This window comes from Pedobacter psychrotolerans, from assembly GCF_004340665.1.
GTDB lineage: Bacteria > Bacteroidota > Bacteroidia > Sphingobacteriales > Sphingobacteriaceae > Pedobacter > Pedobacter psychrotolerans.
The window spans coordinates 230,369-248,882 of sequence record NZ_SLWO01000008.1 but is presented as its reverse complement, the minus strand read 5'-3'; the positions used below and the strand labels follow the sequence as shown (position 1 = coordinate 248,882).

Annotated in this window: 14 protein-coding genes; 9 read left to right on the top strand and 5 right to left on the bottom strand. The window is 36.2% G+C overall.

All coding sequences use genetic code 11. The features are described from left to right. Nucleotides 1–472: 472 nt before the first annotated feature. Nucleotides 473–3,298: a S8 family serine peptidase gene (locus EV200_RS19350; protein WP_132535661.1), complete on the bottom strand. Its 2,826-nt coding sequence runs from the start codon at nucleotides 3,296–3,298 to the stop codon at nucleotides 473–475. Nucleotides 3,299–3,420: 122 nt separating this feature from the next. Here EV200_RS19350 and EV200_RS19345 point away from each other — a divergent pair, with 122 nt between their 5' ends. Then, the gene (locus EV200_RS19345) at nucleotides 3,421–4,254 is read left to right on the top strand and encodes a M57 family metalloprotease (protein ID WP_132535659.1); all 834 of its coding nucleotides are present in this window, start codon (nucleotides 3,421–3,423) and stop codon (nucleotides 4,252–4,254) included. A gap of 150 nt (nucleotides 4,255–4,404) precedes the next feature. Here the strand turns inward: EV200_RS19345 and EV200_RS19340 are convergent, their stop codons facing one another. After that, on the bottom strand, nucleotides 4,405–6,912 hold the full coding sequence (locus EV200_RS19340) for a S9 family peptidase (RefSeq protein WP_132535657.1): 2,508 nt from the start codon (nucleotides 6,910–6,912) through the stop codon (nucleotides 4,405–4,407). Between the two features lie 175 nt (nucleotides 6,913–7,087). Here EV200_RS19340 and EV200_RS19335 point away from each other — a divergent pair, with 175 nt between their 5' ends. From EV200_RS19335 to EV200_RS19325, 3 genes are read left to right on the top strand one after another with little or no spacing between them, the layout of a single operon-like run. Further along, on the top strand, nucleotides 7,088–7,966 hold the full coding sequence (locus tag EV200_RS19335) for a polysaccharide deacetylase family protein (protein WP_132535655.1): 879 nt from the start codon (nucleotides 7,088–7,090) through the stop codon (nucleotides 7,964–7,966). A gap of 60 nt (nucleotides 7,967–8,026) precedes the next feature. Beyond that, nucleotides 8,027–8,914 (top strand): polysaccharide deacetylase family protein, encoded by an 888-nt coding sequence (locus EV200_RS19330; protein ID WP_229676870.1) that lies wholly within the window; start codon nucleotides 8,027–8,029, stop codon nucleotides 8,912–8,914. 39 nt (nucleotides 8,915–8,953) lie between these two features. Further along, nucleotides 8,954–10,123 carry a DUF3298 and DUF4163 domain-containing protein gene (locus EV200_RS19325; RefSeq protein ID WP_132535653.1) on the top strand — a complete coding sequence of 390 codons (1,170 nt, stop codon included), beginning with the start codon at nucleotides 8,954–8,956 and terminating at the stop codon, nucleotides 10,121–10,123. Between the two features lie 369 nt (nucleotides 10,124–10,492). On the opposite strand, the gene EV200_RS19320 is transcribed toward EV200_RS19325, so the two are convergent. The 3 genes from EV200_RS19320 to EV200_RS19310 all read right to left on the bottom strand — a co-directional run bounded on the left by EV200_RS19320 (nucleotide 10,493) and on the right by EV200_RS19310 (nucleotide 12,611). Next, the gene (locus EV200_RS19320) at nucleotides 10,493–10,945 is read right to left on the bottom strand and encodes a 3-oxoacyl-ACP synthase (protein WP_132535651.1); all 453 of its coding nucleotides are present in this window, start codon (nucleotides 10,943–10,945) and stop codon (nucleotides 10,493–10,495) included. 118 nt (nucleotides 10,946–11,063) lie between these two features. After that, a complete protein-coding gene (locus EV200_RS19315; RefSeq protein WP_132535649.1) occupies nucleotides 11,064–11,639 on the bottom strand; it encodes a nitroreductase family protein in 576 nt (191 codons plus the stop codon). A 156-nt stretch (nucleotides 11,640–11,795) separates the two neighbouring features. Next, the gene (locus EV200_RS19310; RefSeq protein ID WP_132535647.1) at nucleotides 11,796–12,611 is read right to left on the bottom strand and encodes a hypothetical protein; all 816 of its coding nucleotides are present in this window, start codon (nucleotides 12,609–12,611) and stop codon (nucleotides 11,796–11,798) included. Nucleotides 12,612–13,364: 753 nt separating this feature from the next. Between EV200_RS19310 and EV200_RS19305 the strand changes: the two genes are divergently transcribed. The 5 genes from EV200_RS19305 to EV200_RS19285 all read left to right on the top strand — a co-directional run bounded on the left by EV200_RS19305 (nucleotide 13,365) and on the right by EV200_RS19285 (nucleotide 18,455). Beyond that, on the top strand, nucleotides 13,365–14,987 hold the full coding sequence (locus EV200_RS19305) for an ABC-F family ATP-binding cassette domain-containing protein (protein WP_132535645.1): 1,623 nt from the start codon (nucleotides 13,365–13,367) through the stop codon (nucleotides 14,985–14,987). A 69-nt stretch (nucleotides 14,988–15,056) separates the two neighbouring features. Beyond that, the gene (locus EV200_RS19300; RefSeq protein ID WP_132535643.1) at nucleotides 15,057–15,713 is read left to right on the top strand and encodes a hypothetical protein; all 657 of its coding nucleotides are present in this window, start codon (nucleotides 15,057–15,059) and stop codon (nucleotides 15,711–15,713) included. A gap of 100 nt (nucleotides 15,714–15,813) precedes the next feature. Next, a complete protein-coding gene (locus EV200_RS19295; RefSeq protein WP_132535641.1) occupies nucleotides 15,814–16,533 on the top strand; it encodes a DUF4397 domain-containing protein in 720 nt (239 codons plus the stop codon). 115 nt (nucleotides 16,534–16,648) lie between these two features. Further along, nucleotides 16,649–17,233, top strand: coding sequence for an RNA polymerase sigma factor (locus EV200_RS19290; protein ID WP_132535639.1), 585 nt, complete (start codon nucleotides 16,649–16,651; stop codon nucleotides 17,231–17,233). Beyond that, a complete protein-coding gene (locus EV200_RS19285; protein ID WP_132535637.1) occupies nucleotides 17,226–18,455 on the top strand; it encodes an outer membrane beta-barrel protein in 1,230 nt (409 codons plus the stop codon). The genes EV200_RS19290 and EV200_RS19285 overlap by 8 nt, the downstream gene beginning before the upstream one ends. The last annotated feature ends 59 nt before the right edge of the window (nucleotides 18,456–18,514 follow it).

Here is an 18,514-nt window from a genome sequence, read left to right as displayed (position 1 = left end):
CTTCGATGATTGTGCGCTTGAATTGTTCACTGAATTCTTGAATCTCTTTTTTCATAAGTCTACATTTTTATGTAAACCTATTTTAGGACAAGACATAATGTAAACTATTATTTAATCTTCCGAATAACTGAGGTTTTTTACCAACCGAAAAACTCATACCAATAAATTCAATGTATTATAGATTACAAGATAAATCGAAGCTGGTTGGTGAGATAAAAACCAGTAGATTAAAGGCTTTGTCTCGCAAATCAAAATGATCATTGTAGATTTTAACTTTCGCTTCTGTGGAAATCACCAAGATCTGTAGGAAAATTATTTGAATCATCCTGATTCGATGTACAGCAATCTTATATCCGATCTATCAGTTTGTTTCTCATACTCATATCTATAAATTCAATGTATTAACAATTGAAATGGAGCATGATGGTTAATATAATTTTCATCAGAATATGAATTTAACTACTTTGGCAATCTATCTTTTAATCAGTTTAAATTTCTTTACCTGTCCGCCATTTTTATTAATTACGCCCACGTAAATACCAGTAGCTAGCGCAGATAAACTAAAGCGGTTCGTACTTGTGGCCTTCTCTTCAAAAACTTTCTGCCCTAGAATATTAAATACAGAAAGGCTATAATCCTCAAACGAGCCACTTAAAATTGTTAAATAATCCGTTACCGGGTTTGGATAGAAAGAGAATTCATTTTCTTTTAAAAATGTAGCTGAAACCAAATCACTTATTACGTTTCCCGCAGCTGTTTCAAATGTAACCCGGTAAAACTGAATCCCAGGTTTAGGTTTATCGTCAAATATGGTATAATCAAGTACGTTATTCCCAGGCTTTGTTTGCTGCAAAGTAGTGTATGTATTCACTCCTGTTTGTTTTTCCCAAATGATGTTTTTGATACCGAGCGTTGTTCCAATATTTAAATCGAGTTTTATTTTATCATCAGATGTGGTGCTGGCGAAAAGGCTCTTTATATAACAGGCAACTCCTTGTTGAGTATAATCTATCGTATAGCTTTTTAAACCCGTAAAATTATTTCCATTTGCAGCAACAGCAAAATATTTCCCAGTGATGCTACCCATGTCTAGCTTAACCAGAGTATCGGTTACTGTTAAAACGGGAGAAAGCACATTATTGATAATGCTATAAACGGTGTAATCTCTTGCTCCTAATTGCGGATTCCAATTCAAAACCACCCCATCCTTACATATATATCCTACTTTTAATGTTCTGGGTGCGGAAATCACAAAGCTTTGACTGGACACCACATTTCCTGCCACTTCCATTTTTATGATGGCCTTTGAAAATAAATCCGGCGCACCCCAATTGTAAAAACCTTTAGTTAAATCTACATCTGAAGCGATGGTTTTCCAGCTTACACCATCATCATAACTTACAGATAGCTTGCCTGTCTTCGTATTATATGTATTTTCCCAGCGGATATAATTATCTTCATTGGCAAAAAAGAAAACATCCTTTCCGGGTGTAATAAAAGAAAATGTATTTTTTAATTGATAACGATAAGCCAAAGCAAACCGCTGTTGTCCGCCTTGAGTAATCCGGCCTCCGTTAACATGAATTTTAAAGTTTCCAGCTTCCGGATTATCTATACTGATCTGCTGTACATTATTAATCAGGTCAATTTTTCGCGAAGCGGGCTGTGCAACAGCATCTAAATTAGAAGCACTGTTTAATACCCAGGGTAATATTATTTGTCCTGATGGACTTTCAAGACTAAGGTCCAGGCCATTAACCAGACTTTGTGCCGCATTTACCGCAGCAGCAGGATCGTTCCATGCTATGGTTAGTTTTATTTCGGCTACATTCTCCGGAATAGTCAAAGGAATTTCCAGATCTTGTCCTTTATCTACCTGGTATAAATTAGCCCGGTTTTCATCGAGGGTTTTTATCGATTGTGCCACATTCAGTTTCCCGTAACCGAATACATAATCTACATGTGGTGTTCCCAAATCATCAGCCGAATTAATTAAAACGGCCTTAATGAGCGAGGCTGATGGTGCTTTAGCAAATTTTTGATGATAAAATTGTTCGAGTAAAGCAACTGATCCACTGGTAATAGCGGCAGAGCCCGAAGTACCATCTTCGCCCAAGGCTACCAATTCAGGCTTTACCCGACCATCATATGCCGGACCTTTACTGCTTAAATTTTCAGAAACATTTTCCCGGTTTATCCCCCCGATCACCAATAGGTTTTTGGCCTGTTTAAAATTCCCTGTTAAATTTGCCCGGGAAGTGAGTCCTTGATAAAAACCATTTAACGGTGTAAGTGTGCCACTGTTTCCCGCGGAAAAAACATGTATTAAAGTATCTGTTTCAAAAATCTGCTGATCATACGCCGCCGCTTCAATGCCATAATTATTATCAATTCCGGTTCCGTAAGAGTGATTTTGCACACGAATTTGAAGCCGGTTTAACTCAGTAGTTAAATCTGGAAGTAAGCGATCAAAACTCGAAAATGCCAGTTTTGCATTTGGTGCGGCACCAAGGCCACGAATAAACGAATTACCATTCCCTAAAGCCAGCGTAGCCATAGTTGTGGCATGGGATGTTGCAGAACCTATTGCTACCGCTCCAGAGATGGTTTTACCAAGAAGATCAAGATCGGCTACATCATACATCCCTTCTTTAAATGAGATATTTATTCCGGTTCCATCCATACCTGGAAACAAGTTTCGGGCGTTGCTTATTTGATTCAGGCCTAGATCTATTCCATTGATCACCACTTCTGGTTTAGCCAGAGGGATGATATCTGCATACAAAATATCATCAAGTGCCAGTAAAACGAGCAAATCATCTGGTAAAATATTAATGATATAGACCGCATTTTGCTGATCTATCGATTTTACACTTAATCCCTTAAAAAATTCCTGATTTGCAGCTATATTCTTTATAGCAAGTCTCACCAAAATAGAATCACTCTTTTTACCATTTTTATTGATGAGATTCATCAAACCATCACTGGCTTTCCATAATCCATTTGCACGAACCTGATAAATGACATTTTTTGATAAGCCAGCAATATCCCTTTGATCTATAATAAAATAATCACCTGTAAGTTGCTTTCTTGGTCGCAGATTTTGGATTTCTTTTGCTGTTAACTGATGGTCAAACCTGACTACAAAAACATCATTAGCCCGAAATCCGTTCTTATTTCCATTGATGGAAATAAATTTTTTAATTTTTTTTTCTACCCCACCAGGTTGTGCATATGCGTTTAAACTAAATACGCAAAGAAAAAAACATATAATTAAGTATACAGCGTTGACTCTCAAAAAATATTTTATTGTAAAATTTTGTTTACATCATAATTGTTCTCTAAATTAGCATTTATAAGGTAATTCACAAATTATATTAACTAACTTATCAAATAGTCCCAAATTAAAACTAAACTAAAATGAAAAGAACCAAATTATTATCAGTTGCAGCTGCATGTTTATTGTTCACAACTATTTATTCTTGTAAGAATAATGAGACAGAAAGTGTTGCCGAAAATAAAGCTGATATTTCTACCAGTACTTTAGAAAAAGTTAAATCATTAGGCTTCAGCACTGAAAACATCCGCAAAATTGATGGAGGCTATTTAGTTGAAGGAGATATTCTTTTAACTGAAGCAAATTTAAGCGAAGCTGCTTCTGGTGCCAGCTTAAATATTGCAGAAACTGAGCAGTACCGAACCACTAATGTAGTACGGTCTTTACCACGTGTAATTACCGTATCTGTTACTAATTTACCTCAGGTATACAGCGATGCCGTAAATACAATGATCTCTAGATATAATTCTTTGGGATTACGCATTACTTTTCAGCGAGCTGCTGCAGGTACAACCGGCAACATCAATGTGGTTGGTTTTAACGAAGCACCAAGTGGCGGATTTATCACATTGGGTTCAGCGGGCTTTCCTACATCATCAGGTAATCCTTATAACCAAATCAGAATGAATACCAATGCTGCTGCTTACGGCGCTAATCCTAATCTATTGTATCTTGCTTCCGTGATCCAGCACGAAGTAGGTCACTGTATCGGTTTCCGCCACACAGATTATATGAACCGTGCATTCAGCTGTGGCGCAAGTGGTGCTGGAAACGAAGGTGCATCTAATGTGGGTGCGGTATTAATACCAGGAACACCTTCTTCTCCAGATGCAGCATCTTTCATGTTGGCCTGTTCCAACGGAGGTAACCGCACATTTAATTCAAATGATGTTGTTGCATTAAATTACATTTACTAAAACCATTATCGAATTACCTTATCATAAAAAGAGCCGCTTCATCATTAACTAATGAGGCGGCTCTTTTCTTTTAAAATCACGCTTTAACAATGCTATTTAAATTTTACTAAGAAATTAGGTTAAATAAAGAACCTTAGAAAATTGCTGAAATTATTTGCCTGTTTTTTCAATGTCTCTATCCATTTCTATCAAATCGACATCGCTCGGCTCAGAGAAATCGCCAATCAGGTATTTATTGAAATGATCCGCTAATTTCCAGAAAGCATATTCCGTCATATCGCCGAAGCCATGTCGCTGCCCAGGAATAATGAGAAAATCAAAGCGTTTTCCGGCTTTCATCAGCGCATTAGCCACGCGAATAGAATTAGCCGGGTGAACGTTGTTATCTACATCCCCATGCATCAGCAATAAATGTCCCTTTAAATTCTTCGCCAGATCTGGGTTTTTATCAATACTATATTTAAATGAGGTATCTCCTTTTAACGAAATAGTTTCTTTTACCCCATGGTGTTTTTCGCTCCACCAACGATTATAAATGCTGTTATCATGATTACCTGCATTGGAAACTGCAACTTTAAAGAAATCAGGATAAACCAACATGGCCGCTGTAGACATGAAACCGCCACCCGAATGACCTGTAATGCCAACTTTTGATTCATCAATAAAGCTATATTTAGATGCCAGTTGCTCAATAGCAGTTTTCTTATCGGCCAAGCCATAATCACGAAGGTTGCCATAACCGTAAGTGTGGTACCATTTAGAACGTGATGGATTGCCTCCACGGTTTCCAACCGTAATCACAATATATCCAAATTGCGCCAAACGCTCCGTACGATCCATACTTTTACTAAATGCCTTGTTTACTGCTTCGGTTTGTGGACCTGGATAAACGTACTCAATTATTGGATATTTCTTTTTCGGATCGAAATCAAAAGGTTTGTACATTACACCGTACAAATCGGTAATACCATCATCGGCCTTCACTTTAAAAGGCTCTGGATATTTGTAACCCGCAGCCATTAATAAAGAAAGATCAGTGGTTTCCAACTCCATTACTTTCTTTCCATTTCTATCATAAAGTGTAGATTTTGGTGCGGTGTTTACCCTCGAATAATTATCAACAAAAAAGGTATTGTTATCATTTAGGAAAGCAGCATGATCAAAATCGCCGGCGTTAAGCAGTTTTATATTAGAACCATCGAAGTTGATGCTGTATAAATGCAGGTAATATGGATCTTCTTTAGCCTCCCTTCCATTAGCTGTAAAATACAACACACGGTTCTTCTCATCAATATTTACAATGCTTTCACAGTGGAAAGCGCCTTTCGTAATTTGGTTTTTAAGCTTCCCATTCTCATCAAAAAGATAGAAATGTGCCCATCCATCACGCTCACTCCAATGAATAAGTTCTTTACCATCGTTCACCAATCCCGGGCGATTTACCTCAACATAGGTATTAAAACGTTCGTCGATTATTGGCGTCACCTTTCCTGTAGCAATATCAATGGTTCCAATATCAATTCGTTTCAAATCACGACTGGTGCGTGAAAAATAAAAGCGACTGTTGTTACCCAGCCAGATGGAAGGCCGGAATTCGTTATCACGGTCTTTAGCTAAAACTGGCTTACTCCAAACCGATACACTCTGATCTTTAAACGCCGAAACATTTAATTTTTTATAACTTTTCGCTGCAAAATCGAAAAGCAAAACTTCATCTTGAGGTGCCTCTGTTTCACCTGGCATCTGATATTTGTAAGTTTCCAGTGTTGGGCGCCCGGGCGTAACACTATTAATCACCCAAAGATCTTTTACCTTGCGGGAATCGGTTCTATCTAAAACAAAATATTTTGAATTTGGTGACCAAAGCACATAGGCAGCCCTTCTCTTTTTATTGTTTTTTTCGTTTTCAACATTGTTTTCGCCATCGCCATCACTTCCATAAGAGTAAAATTTAATACCATCTTTTGTCAGCTGGTGCTCTACAATGGTGCTGTCTTCATCATTTTTGACCGCTTTTTTGTAATTCTCTTTATCCATCCAGTAGAGGTTGTAGTTGCGCGAAAATATAATAGCTGATGAATCTGGCGCGACTGAACCCCAATCTGGCTTTGGCTTAGGCTTACTAAAGTTGGGTACCTCTGTTAACTTTGATGAAGCCAGTTCATACTTAAAGGAATAAACTTTTTTCTGCATCGAATCAGCAGCCTTTTTATCTTTACGATCTTTTTTAAGCTCATCAACAGAACTTTTTACTTCAAAAGAAATGCTTTTTTCATCTGCAGCAAATTTTAAATTTTCTAACGGCAAATGTTCGGCATCAAATGGGTCGCGAACAATTAAGGTAATTTCAGCAGCCAGTTTTGCATTATCAAACAATTGCTTTTTAGTTTTTGCAGCAGGATCTACCAAATACCAGAATTTTCCCTTCGGACTTTCAAAAGTGTACCAAAAGCGATTGCTCAATTTTAACCAATGTGGATCAACAGCAGTTGAATACACCATTTTTTTCAACTTATTTGGAGAAAAACGTGATGCAAGCTGATAATTTGCCTTTGGTTGTGACTGAATATTCTCAGTGATGGTGAAAGTTTTGGTTTGTGCAAGAACAGTTAGCGACAGAAACTGTGCACAAAAGACTAATTTGTAAATTTTATTCATTAAGAAAGGTTTGGAACGGCTAAATTATTCAATAAAAGCCAATTATATTGGTCACGATTTGTAATAAAAGCGTTATTGATGAGAAATTCAGGCAGTAAATATTTTATTAACAAGCCATGATTTGATAGGTAAATAATTGGTAGAATTTATAGTTTTGCATCAATATATTATAACTATGAAAAACGGCGTACTAACCGCAATAACAGCTGGCGTAATTTTGCTGGCAAGCTGCCAATCCAAATCAACAGCAGAAACTTCAAAAACTGCAGATTCTACAGAAAATACAAGTACTAGCGCAACAAAAACGGCCACACCTATTGATGTATCCAAAATCAAAGTAGCTGATGCCAAAACCATTCTGGCCCGGAAACAAGTTCCTATTTTGTGCTACCATCAGGTAAGAAACTGGAAACCTACAGATGGTAAGGTTGGAAAGGATTACATTGTTGAAATTCAGAACTTTAAGGATCAGATGAAAATGCTGGCTGATAGTGGCTATCATACCATCCTGCCAGATCAGCTTTATGCATATTTAAATGCTGGCGCAGCATTACCAAGCAAACCCATCATGCTTACTTTTGATGATACTGACCTGGATCAATTTACAATTGTAAATCCAACCTTGAAAAAGCTGGGTTACAAAGCAGTGTATTTCATCATGACCGTATCTATTGGGAGAAAAGGGAAATTTGTTGATTATATGAGCAGCGATCAAATTAAACAACTGTCTGATGAAGGAAACATCATTGGCTCACATACTTATGACCATAAAAACTTCAAAAAGTATGCGGGTAAAGATTGGGAAGAACAGTTAGATAAACCGACAAAAAGACTGGAAGAAATTACAGGAAAAAAAATGACTGAGTTTGCTTATCCTTTTGGACTATGGAATGCTGAAGGGATTCCAGAATTGAAAAAGCGTGGTTTCAGAATGGCTTTTCAATTATCAACCAAGCGTGATGAAAAGGATCCTTTATTTACCATTCGCAGAATTATTGCCAGCGGTTACTGGAGCCCGAAAACATTAAGTAACAGCATTAAAAATAGCTTTTAATTTTTTTTTAAACCTCAGCATTAGTTGGGGTTTCTTATTTTTTACCAAAAATTATTATCAGTGAAAAAGAGATTAAAACCAGTACTAAGGCTTTATACCATAATTTTAGCCTTATTTATTAGCTTATTTTCTACCTCATGCAGTAATCCGCAGACTAAAGGAAAAACCATTAAAAATACTTCTACTACTGAAGTAAAAGAAGATATGGCTAAACAAAAACCCGCAGATGCCAAAGCCATTATGGCTAAACATGAAGTACCGGTTTTATGCTACCACCAAATCAGGAATAACCTGGCTAACGATAGCAAAAGGGCGCACGATGATATTATTTCACCTGATAAATTTCGCGAGCATATTAAAATGCTGGCAGACAGTGGCTATCATACTATATTACCGGATCAATTATACAATTACCTGGTTTTTGATGCCAAACTTCCTGAAAAGCCCATCATGATTACTTTTGATGACACAGACATGGATCAATTTACTGTAGGCAATTCTACATTGAAAAAATATGGGTTTAAGGGTGTATATTTTATCATGACGGTTTCCATAGGACGCAAAGGGCGGATCAATTATATGACTAAAGAAAACATCAAACAGTTATCAGACGAAGGAAATACCATTGCAAGCCATACGTACGATCATAAAAATTTTGCACAGTTTACAGATGATGACTGGAAAACCCAAATTGACGAACCAACAAAAAAGCTCGAACAGATTACAGGGAAAAAGGTAGAATATTTTGCTTATCCATATGGTGTTTATAAAGCATCGAATTTGCATAAATTGAAGGAGCATGGCTTTAAAGCTGCTTTTATACTTTCTACTGCCAGGGATGAAAATTATCCGCTTTATACCATTCGCAGGATAATAGATCCGGGGCGGTATACGGCCAAAAATCTATATTATAGCATTAATAAGAGTTTCAATAAAACAAAATCATAAGTTCAACTGTCAACTGTATTAATTGCGACTACCGAACCTATGAAAAAGTACTTATTATTTTGCCTTTTGCTATCAGTCATCATTTCTGCATGCAATAACAATGAAAATAAATCCGGTCATCAAGAAGATAAACAATCCTCTTCACCAACCGAAAAACGGGAATTAAAAGGTAATTTTTACAAACGATTGGAAGGAACAATTGCCGGGAAACCAGTGGTGATGAATCTACAGCAATTAGATGGTGATTTGGATGGAAATTACTATTACGATGGTTCTTGGTTAAATTTATCAACAGATACCTTAATCGGCCAGGACAGCCTGATCTTATCAGAATACAGTTTTTACACTTCATATTTTGATCAAAATGCTAAGGAGCCACATCTGCATTTAAAATGGACAGGGAACGGCTTCAAAGGAAACTGGAAAAGCGGTGATGAAAGTAAAAGTTTCCCCATCATCTTAGAAGAGAAATATCCTGAGGGCAGTTATCAGTTTACAACGGGTATTTACCAGGATTCGGTTATTGCGTTTACCAATAAATCAGGTTCTCCAACAGCCGAAATCACTTTTGAATACCTAAAAGCTACAACTACAGACGATTCAGGAAAATGGCTTAATGATCAATTAAAAAAAATAGATGGATTAAAAGCATCAGCTGATCGAGAGGTAAGCTTTAAATCTATTGCCGCAGAATACTTTAAAGATTATAAATCTGAAATAGCCGAGCAGCAGAAAGAAAGCAAAAATGATGATTTTGAAGGCTGGATGAATTATACCAATAGTAGTCAGCAAACAGTACTATATAATGAAAAAGGATATGTGGTAGTGGATTTCTTAGCTGATTCCTACACTGGTGGTGCACATGGAAACTACAGTAGCTCCATGTATTGCCTGGATGTTAAAAACAAAAAACAACTGATATTAAGTGACATTGTTAAAATAGATTCTAATAATCTCCAAAAATTATTAGAAAAAAATCTAAGAAAACAATATAACATCAAGCCGAATGATGCCATAAGCACTGTTTTATTTGATGACTATCTTAAACCAAATAAAAACTTTTATTTTAATTCAAAAGGCTTGGCATTTATGTATAATCCTTACGAAGTGGCGAGTTATGCACAAGGGCAAATTGTTGTTTTCATTCCTTTCAATGAATTGAAAATGTATTTGGTTCCGTCATTTGCGGAAAGAATTGGGGCAAAATAAATCAACTTGCGAAATTTAGAAGGCCTGGAGCGAAAGAAAACTTCGCCAGTTTCAACAACCCTTTCAAGACTGACGAAATTCTTCAGCCACACTGTCCAGCTAAATTTCGTAAGTCGATTGGTTCAACTTGCGAAGTTTATAAGGCCTGGAGCGAAGGAAAACTTCGCCAGTTTCAACAAAAATTCTTTCAAGACTGACGAAATTCTTCAACCACACTGCCCAGCTAAATTTCGTAAGTCGACTGGTCTAACTTGCGAAATTTATAAGGCTTGGAGCGAAAGAAAACTTCGCCAGTTTCAACAAAAACCCTTTCAAGACTGACGAAATTCTTCAACCACACAGCCCATCGAAATTTCGTAAGTCGATTAATTAAAGAATCTCCTTCAATAAATATTTCTTACCGTTAAAACCTAACTCGTCCCCTACCATTTTCCCGATGAAAAGTTTACCGATAGGCGCCGCCTGAGAAACGGCAAAGAACTTAGTTCCATCCAAGTTGAGTTCACCTGCACTGATGCTGATATAAAAATTTCCTTCTGATGTAAAAACTAGACTGCCATTTTTAACCTCTTTTGAAGCATCGACACTTTCAATTTGCTGTAATGCAATTTTCTGTTGTCCAGCTTCATACAAAAGTTTACTATTGCGATCCATCTCCTGCTGCATCATTTCACGAGTGGTTTCATACTTATCACCAGCGCTACTTTTGGTATCATCGTTTGATGCCTGTCGAGCTTGCTGTAATGAATATTCAATATTCTCTATCCGGTTTTGAATAAAGGTAAGACACAGCTGATAAAGCTGGGATTTTATAGAAGACATATTTTAAATAGAATACTAAAGGGTATAAATGTAAAGGACTGAATTGTTTAATGCTACTTAATACAGATGGTAACGAACGCACCTATAATAATCAAAACAATTTAACAGTCAGGGCATATTAATCTTCAATCCAGTGAACTTTATCAGCCATCGGCGTACGGTTTGGTGCCCATGGGGTTTCGTTATGATAGCCCATATAAAACAATCCGATACATTTTTCATTTTCTTTTAACCCAAGAAAATCACCTAAACTGTCAATTAATGGTGGCGAACTCCAGTAAGCACCAACATTTAAACTTTCGGCTGTTAATGCCATGTTTTGAACTGCACAAGATACCGCAGCGAGTTCTTCCCATTCTGGAATTTTACCGCTTACCGCCATATTAATGGCTATAATACAATCAGCCTGACCAGTTTTTTCTGCAAAACTGTCAAATTTTTTCTGCAAAAATTGCGCTGGAGGTACCAATGCTTTATATAGCTGCCCCAATTCATCGCCCAGCTTTGCCAATCCGGCCTTTCTAATCACGGTGAAGCGCCAAGGCTGCGTTAATTTATGTGTTGGTGCATAGTTTGCAGTTTCTAATATTTGATTAATTACCTCTACAGGGATCTCTTTTTTTATATAACTGGCCGGAAAAATACTCCGGCGTTCTTTAATTACTTTTAAAATGGTTTCGTATGCTGTACTCATGTGGTAAAAATAGTAAAAAGCAAAAAGACTAGTGCTTGAAGAGAAGGTCTAAATGATAAAACAAAAAGATTTGACGCTTTGTTAACTGAAAATTTATCCTAAAAATCAACAATCAGAACGGACTGATTAACGATTCATCAACTCATTTCTTGTTTGTTAATTTTCGGGTTCGAAAATTTTATCTCCAAAAATGTCTGTTTTAAATTCCCCAATTTTTTTCCCATTTCCATCTTCAATTACATTATTACCAAAAATATCCTTTTTGTAAACTCGGATGGTTCGTCCATTCCCATCTTCAATTACATCATTGCCAAAGATATCCTTTTTATAAACTCGGATGGTTCGTCCATTCCCATCTTCAATTACATCATTGCCAAAAATATCCTTTTTGTGAACACGTATGGTGCGTCCATTCCCATCTTCAACTATATCGTTTCCGAAAATATCTTTTTTGTGAACACGGATGGTTCGCCCATTCCCATCTTCAATTACATCATTTCCAAAAATATCCTTTTTGTGAACACGGATGGTTCGCCCATTCCCATCTTCAACTATGGTGTTTCCAAAAACATCCTTCTTTTGTTTAATTATGAATTTTTTAGTTCCATTTCCAATCACTGATCCATCATCATTATCCGTTTTTAACCCGCCTAAATTCAATCCGTTTTCTGTATCAATAATCGAGTTCCCAAAAAAATCTACTGTTTGCTTACCTATTTTCTTGCCAGATTCATCCTCAAGTATAGTGTTATCAAAGAAGTCTTTTTTTTGCGTAGCAATCTTTTTCCCATCATTATCTACTATAATAGTATTGCCAAAAAAGTCGTTTTTCTTTTTGCCAATAGTTTGATTATTGGCATCAACCAATATGGTGTCGCCAAAGAAATCTACTTTATAATTGTATTTAGCTGACTGACCATGCGCCATAGCCGAAATCGCAGACATGAATATGCCTAGTGTTAATATTTTCATTTTGTTTCATTTTGTGTGTATATCTAAAATAGTAAAAAATAAAGAAAAAAAGGCTTAATATTCATTTTCAAATTACTAATCTTAAACTATCAACCTTAACCTACTGGTTGGTATCTCACCAACCAGTCTAAGTTTTATCTCATCAATATATTCATTGAATTTATAAGCACGAGTTTTTCTGTTGGTGAGACACCAACCGATAGATGAATAATCTGGTAACACACTGGTTTTTAGTTGCCAAAAGCAGAAGCCTGAGTAACCTAAACCCGATTGAACGAAAATACTTTTTATATTTTTCAAAGTTACTAACCCTAATAGGCGAAATGCTGATAGGGTTAGTAACTTTATATAAAAAGATTTAACCTAACCTACTGGTTGGTGTCTCACCAACCAGCCTAAGTTCTATCTCATCAATATATTTATGAATTTTATAAGCACGAGTTTTTCTGTTGGTGTCTCACCAACAGAAAGATGAATAATCTGGTAACACTCTAGGTTTTTGTTGCCAAAAGCACAAGCCTGGGTAACCTAAACCCGATTGAACGAAAATACTTTTATATTTTTCAAAGTTACTAACCCTAATAAGCGAACCGCTGATAGGGTTAGTAACTTTATATAAAAAAGATTGCAGTGAAAGCGGGACTGCGTACGCCATAATTTGCTAAACTTTCATTTTCAAATTACTAATCTTAAACTATCAACCTTTTTCCCATCAACCTTTTTCCCTATCTTTGCGGCTTATTTTATTTGTTTATGATTTCAGTTTCTAATTTATCATTACGATACGGCAAACGCACATTATTTGAAGATGTTAACCTAAAATTCACTCATGGCAACTGCTATGGTGTTATTGGGGCTAATGGAGCAGGTAAATCTACTTTTCTGAAAATTTTATCAGGAGAAGTTAACCAAACTTCGGGTAGTGTTGCTTTTACTCCAGGCGAAAGAATGGCGGTTTTAAAACAAAACCACTACGAATTTGATGAAGTTTCCGTTCTAGAAACCGTAATGATTGGTCATAAAGAACTTTATGCCATCATGAAAGAGAAGGATGCCATTTACATGAAGGAAGATTTCTCGGAGAAAGATGGTGAACGTGCCGGAGAACTGGAAAACATCTTTGCCGAAATGGACGGATGGAACATGGAAAGCAATGCAGCAACCATGCTGAGCAACCTTGGTATTACAGAAGATAACCACTATAAATTATTAAAAGAGTTAGACAATACCCAAAAAGTTAGGGTGTTGCTGGCGCAGGCTTTATTTGGTAATCCCGATATCTTATTACTGGATGAGCCAACCAACGATTTGGACATTGAAACCATTGCCTGGTTAGAAAACTTCTTAGCCGACTACCAGAATATTGTTTTAGTAGTAAGTCACGATAGGCACTTTTTGGATGCAGTTTGTACGCATATTGTAGATATCGATTTTGCTAAAATGAGTATCTATACTGGTAATTATACTTTCTGGTATGAATCTAGTCAGCTGGCTTTAAAACAGCGCAGCGACCAGAATAAAAAGACGGAAGATAAGGTGAAGGAGCTGCAAGAGTTTATCCGGAGGTTTAGTGCAAATGCGTCGAAATCAAAGCAAGCCACATCACGTAAAAAGGCTTTAGATAAAATTGACATCACCGAAATTAAAGCATCAAGCCGTAAATATCCCGCTATTATTTTCAACAACACTGGTCGTGAAGCTGGTGATCAGATTTTACAGGTAGAAAATTTAGGGAAATCCGGAAACGATGGTATTTTGTTTGACAAAATTACTTTCATGGTAAATAAAGGTGATAAAATTGCCGTACTGTCTCAAAACAGTTTAGCTACCGCAGCATTTTACGATGTGTTAACCGGTAGAACGCCAGCTGATAAAGGTGAATTTAAATGGGGTGTTACCATCAGCACTGCCGATATCCCGAATGATAACTCTGAATATTTTGCGGGCAAAGATGAAAACCTGGTTGACTGGTTACGTGAATACTCAGGAACTGATGCAGATGAGCAATTTGTAAGAAGCTTTTTAGGCAGGATGTTATTCTCTGGAGAAGAGGTTTTAAAGAATGTAAAAGTGCTTTCAGGTGGAGAAAAAATGCGTTGCATGTTCTCCAGAATGATGTTACAGCAGGCCAATCTTTTAATGTTTGATGAACCAACCAATCACTTGGATTTGGAATCTATCGAGGCATTAAACAACGGCATGAAAGATTTTAAAGGGGCAATCCTGTTTACCTCACGAGATCACCAGTTAACGGAAACGGTTGCAAACAGAATTATTGAAATTACGCCGAAAGGCACAATTGATAAGTTAATGACTTACGATGAATACATTAACAGTGCCGATGTTGCCAAACTCCGTGAGGAAATGTATGCATAAAGCATGAATTAAAATATAATGTTAAAAGAGTTTTGATATCACATCAAAACTCTTTTTCTTTATATAGCTATGAAGACCTTATTAACCGCTCTACTTTTAATTTTTACTTTAAGTGCCTTCGCACAGAAAAGTGATTCAACAATTTTCCGTTCCAACAATATCCGGGATCGATTTCTTGAACGTTATACTGTCCTTAAGTCAAACAAGAATATTAAAAATGGATTTGCCGAAATATTGTTTAACCAAAAACAAATTGCCTCAGGCTATTATCAAAATAATGAAAGGGTGAATCAATGGAAATTTTATTTCTTAAGTGGTGAGGTGGAACAGATTTACAATTACAGCACTAAAAAAGTTGAATTTGAATTCGAAAGTAAATCCACAACCTATCATCTAGAAAATGTAAAAGAAGGAGATGAAATTATTTACCCGGTTAAAATAGGCGGTGCATATGGCGCTATTTTAGTGATGAACAAAATCTCTTCCCCTGTCACAGATCTCAGAAATAAAAGTGGAAAGTATCAAGTGAGCAATTCCTATTATTTGGATGAGCTTGGTAATGTAACCAAACTAGAACAAAAAGTTGTGGGTTCCAATTATAGTAATACTAAAATTATCGACCGAAATTTATTTAGACCTGAGGAACTTGCCTGTAATCCTGGTTATGTAAACGGTAAGCCGGTAAAGAGTACCATCACCATTTCTCATCATTTAACGATAAATTAAATTTTTTTCACTGTAGCGTTTTCATTTGCTTAATCGTTTTATCATCAAAAGCGTTAATGGCCATTAACCAATTTTGTAAAAAGATTGATTTAAATACATTATGAAAACTAAAAACTACTTAGGCTTAAGCACTAAAATAATATGCGCATTATTTGCGATTACACTCACTTTTTCTGCCTGTAAAAAAGATTGGAACGACGATCCGATTGAGGCTGCAGGTATTGGCTTTGTACATGCATCGCCAGGAACTGCTGCTTTAGATTACATCCTTGACAACCAGAAAATAGGCAGTTTCACTTACAATAATGACAAAGGTTATTTTGCAGCCTATCCGGGCACGAGGCTGGTAGGTGTTTCTAAAAAAGATTCGCTAAAATATTTAACCAATGGAACAGCCGCTTTAAAAGGTGGTTCGTTTTATTCTGTATTTGTGGTAGACACCTTAAAATCGACTAAGCTTTTATTGGTTGAAGATGATTTGAAGGCACCTGAAACGGATAAAGCAAAAATTCGTTTTATTAATTTAAGTCCGGGTTCTTCGCCATTCGATTTACAGGTGAGCAATACCGATCCTGCAAGCCTTACAGCTTCTTTTTTATTGACAACGAATAAAGCCTTTAAAGATTTTTCAGCTTTCTCATCAATAAACCCATCAATCAGCTATAATTTCGAAATAAGACAAACCGGAACAACTGCTGCCGTTGCAAACCTAAATAATGTTAAAATAGAAAAAGGAAAAATCTATACCATTTGGGCAAAAGGCTTAAAAACCGCAACAGATAGCACTAAACTTTCGCTTTCTATAATGACAAACAAATAACATCTACCTATTGAATTTAACACCATTCAGTAAAATGGATGGTGTTATTTTTTAATTTTGTAATAAATAAGCTTAAGCATTAAAACTAATCAAACCTTAAACAGGCCTTTACAGCGTGATCAAAAAAATACTCAGATTTGAGGAGATTTTAAAAGGCTGTGTAAAAAACGACAATAGCTGTAAGGAAATGATGTATAAATCATTTTATGGCTATTTAATGGGTATAATTTTGAGGTATACCAAGAACACTTCAGATAGCGAAGAGCTTGTAAATGATAGCTTTATAAAAATATTTAAACATGTTGCTGGCTTTAAACCACCTGCAAACCCTGAAGAATTGCAAAGATCCTTTAGAGGCTGGATTGCTCAAATTGCCTCACGAACGGCTATTGATAAAATCAGAAGTTCAAAAGCGCATTTCTATGTGGATGAATTAAATGAAGATCAACACCCGGTCACACAGGTTTCGACAGCATCAGAACTTCATGTTAATGATATTATGAATCTATTAAATCATTTACCAGAAACGCAGCGACTGGTATTTAACTTATATGAGATTGAAGGCTTTGCACACGAGGAAATTTCAAAAATGCTAAACATTCCGGAAAGTTCAAGTCGTGTTTATTTAACCCGATCAAAAAATAAGTTGCGTACACTTTACACCAACACTTTAGTTGGTTCATATAAAAAAAATGGATAAGGAATTAATTGAACATATCACCACCCAATTACAAAACCACGAGGAGAATTACGCTCCTGGTGCCTGGGAGCGCTTTTCTAAAAAGGAAGAGAAGAAGCGTGGTGGTTTTGTTTTCTGGCCATTGTGGACCGCCGCCGCGATAATTCTGGTTTTATCGGGTTTATTTTTATTTAATTATGAAGATAAAACGAATAAGAATACAATCGCAAAATCTAAAACTGAAAATACTGATTCACAATTAATTGAACCAAAAAAAGATCACATTATAGATCATCAAATCGCTGTTGAGGATTCAAAAACTGCATTAAAAAATGATGAAAAATCAGCTGTTCCACAAGCTAAAAATACTTATCAAGCACAGGTAAACGATTTTGAAAGCCAGAATCCGCTTTTTGCAATTAAGCAGGTTCAGGATAAAACCAATGAGCGTAAAATTGATGTTCTTGAAAATATTGCAAATGTAACGCCTGCAAATAGTGGCCTTGCCAATACTGAAGTTAAAGTTCTGCAAGAAAAGCCAAAAGCAAATAATAAAATGACTTTTGAGGACCTACTGGCGTTAGACAGCAAAACAAACCATGGAAAGAATGCTCAAAATAAGGTAAACCACAGCCAGAAGTGGGAACAAGATGTTTATGTAGCGCCTTCAATGGGTAATGATAGCAAAGTAAACATGAATTATGGGTTTTCTTTATCTTATGCCATTGCCAATAAATTATCCATTAGCTCCGGCGTTTCTTATGCTTCCATTAGTTCAACAGAATCGCAGAATGCTGCCGCACCTCAATCATTATCTGGTAAAAACCTGGAATCTATCAATGCAAAAGTGCAAGGAATTAATGTGCCTTTAGAAGTGCGTTATAATATTTCGGATAAGTTATATACAGGTATTGGGGTATCTGCACTGGCTGTTTTAAACAATTCACAGCAAAACACCTACCTGGTCAATCAAGTTCAAACCCTGTCATCTCCATTGGCCAATGGCACTACGGATTCTAAAAGCTTTATCGTGGCAGAGAAACAAAGTGAGCCACAACCAACATCTACAATTGATCCGGATAAATATATTGGTTTTTACAATTTCTCTTTAGGCTATAAACAAAAGATATCCAAAAAGAATAATATTGCCATTGAGCCTTTTTTAAGGCTTCCGATGAAAACTTTTTCAAGAGAAAACTTAAATCTTACTAATGGTGGCTTACGTTTAAAGGTAGATTTTTAGGAATTGTATTCAATCATTTAGCCTTGAAGATTATCTCTTTTGTATATTTGCCATTCAGA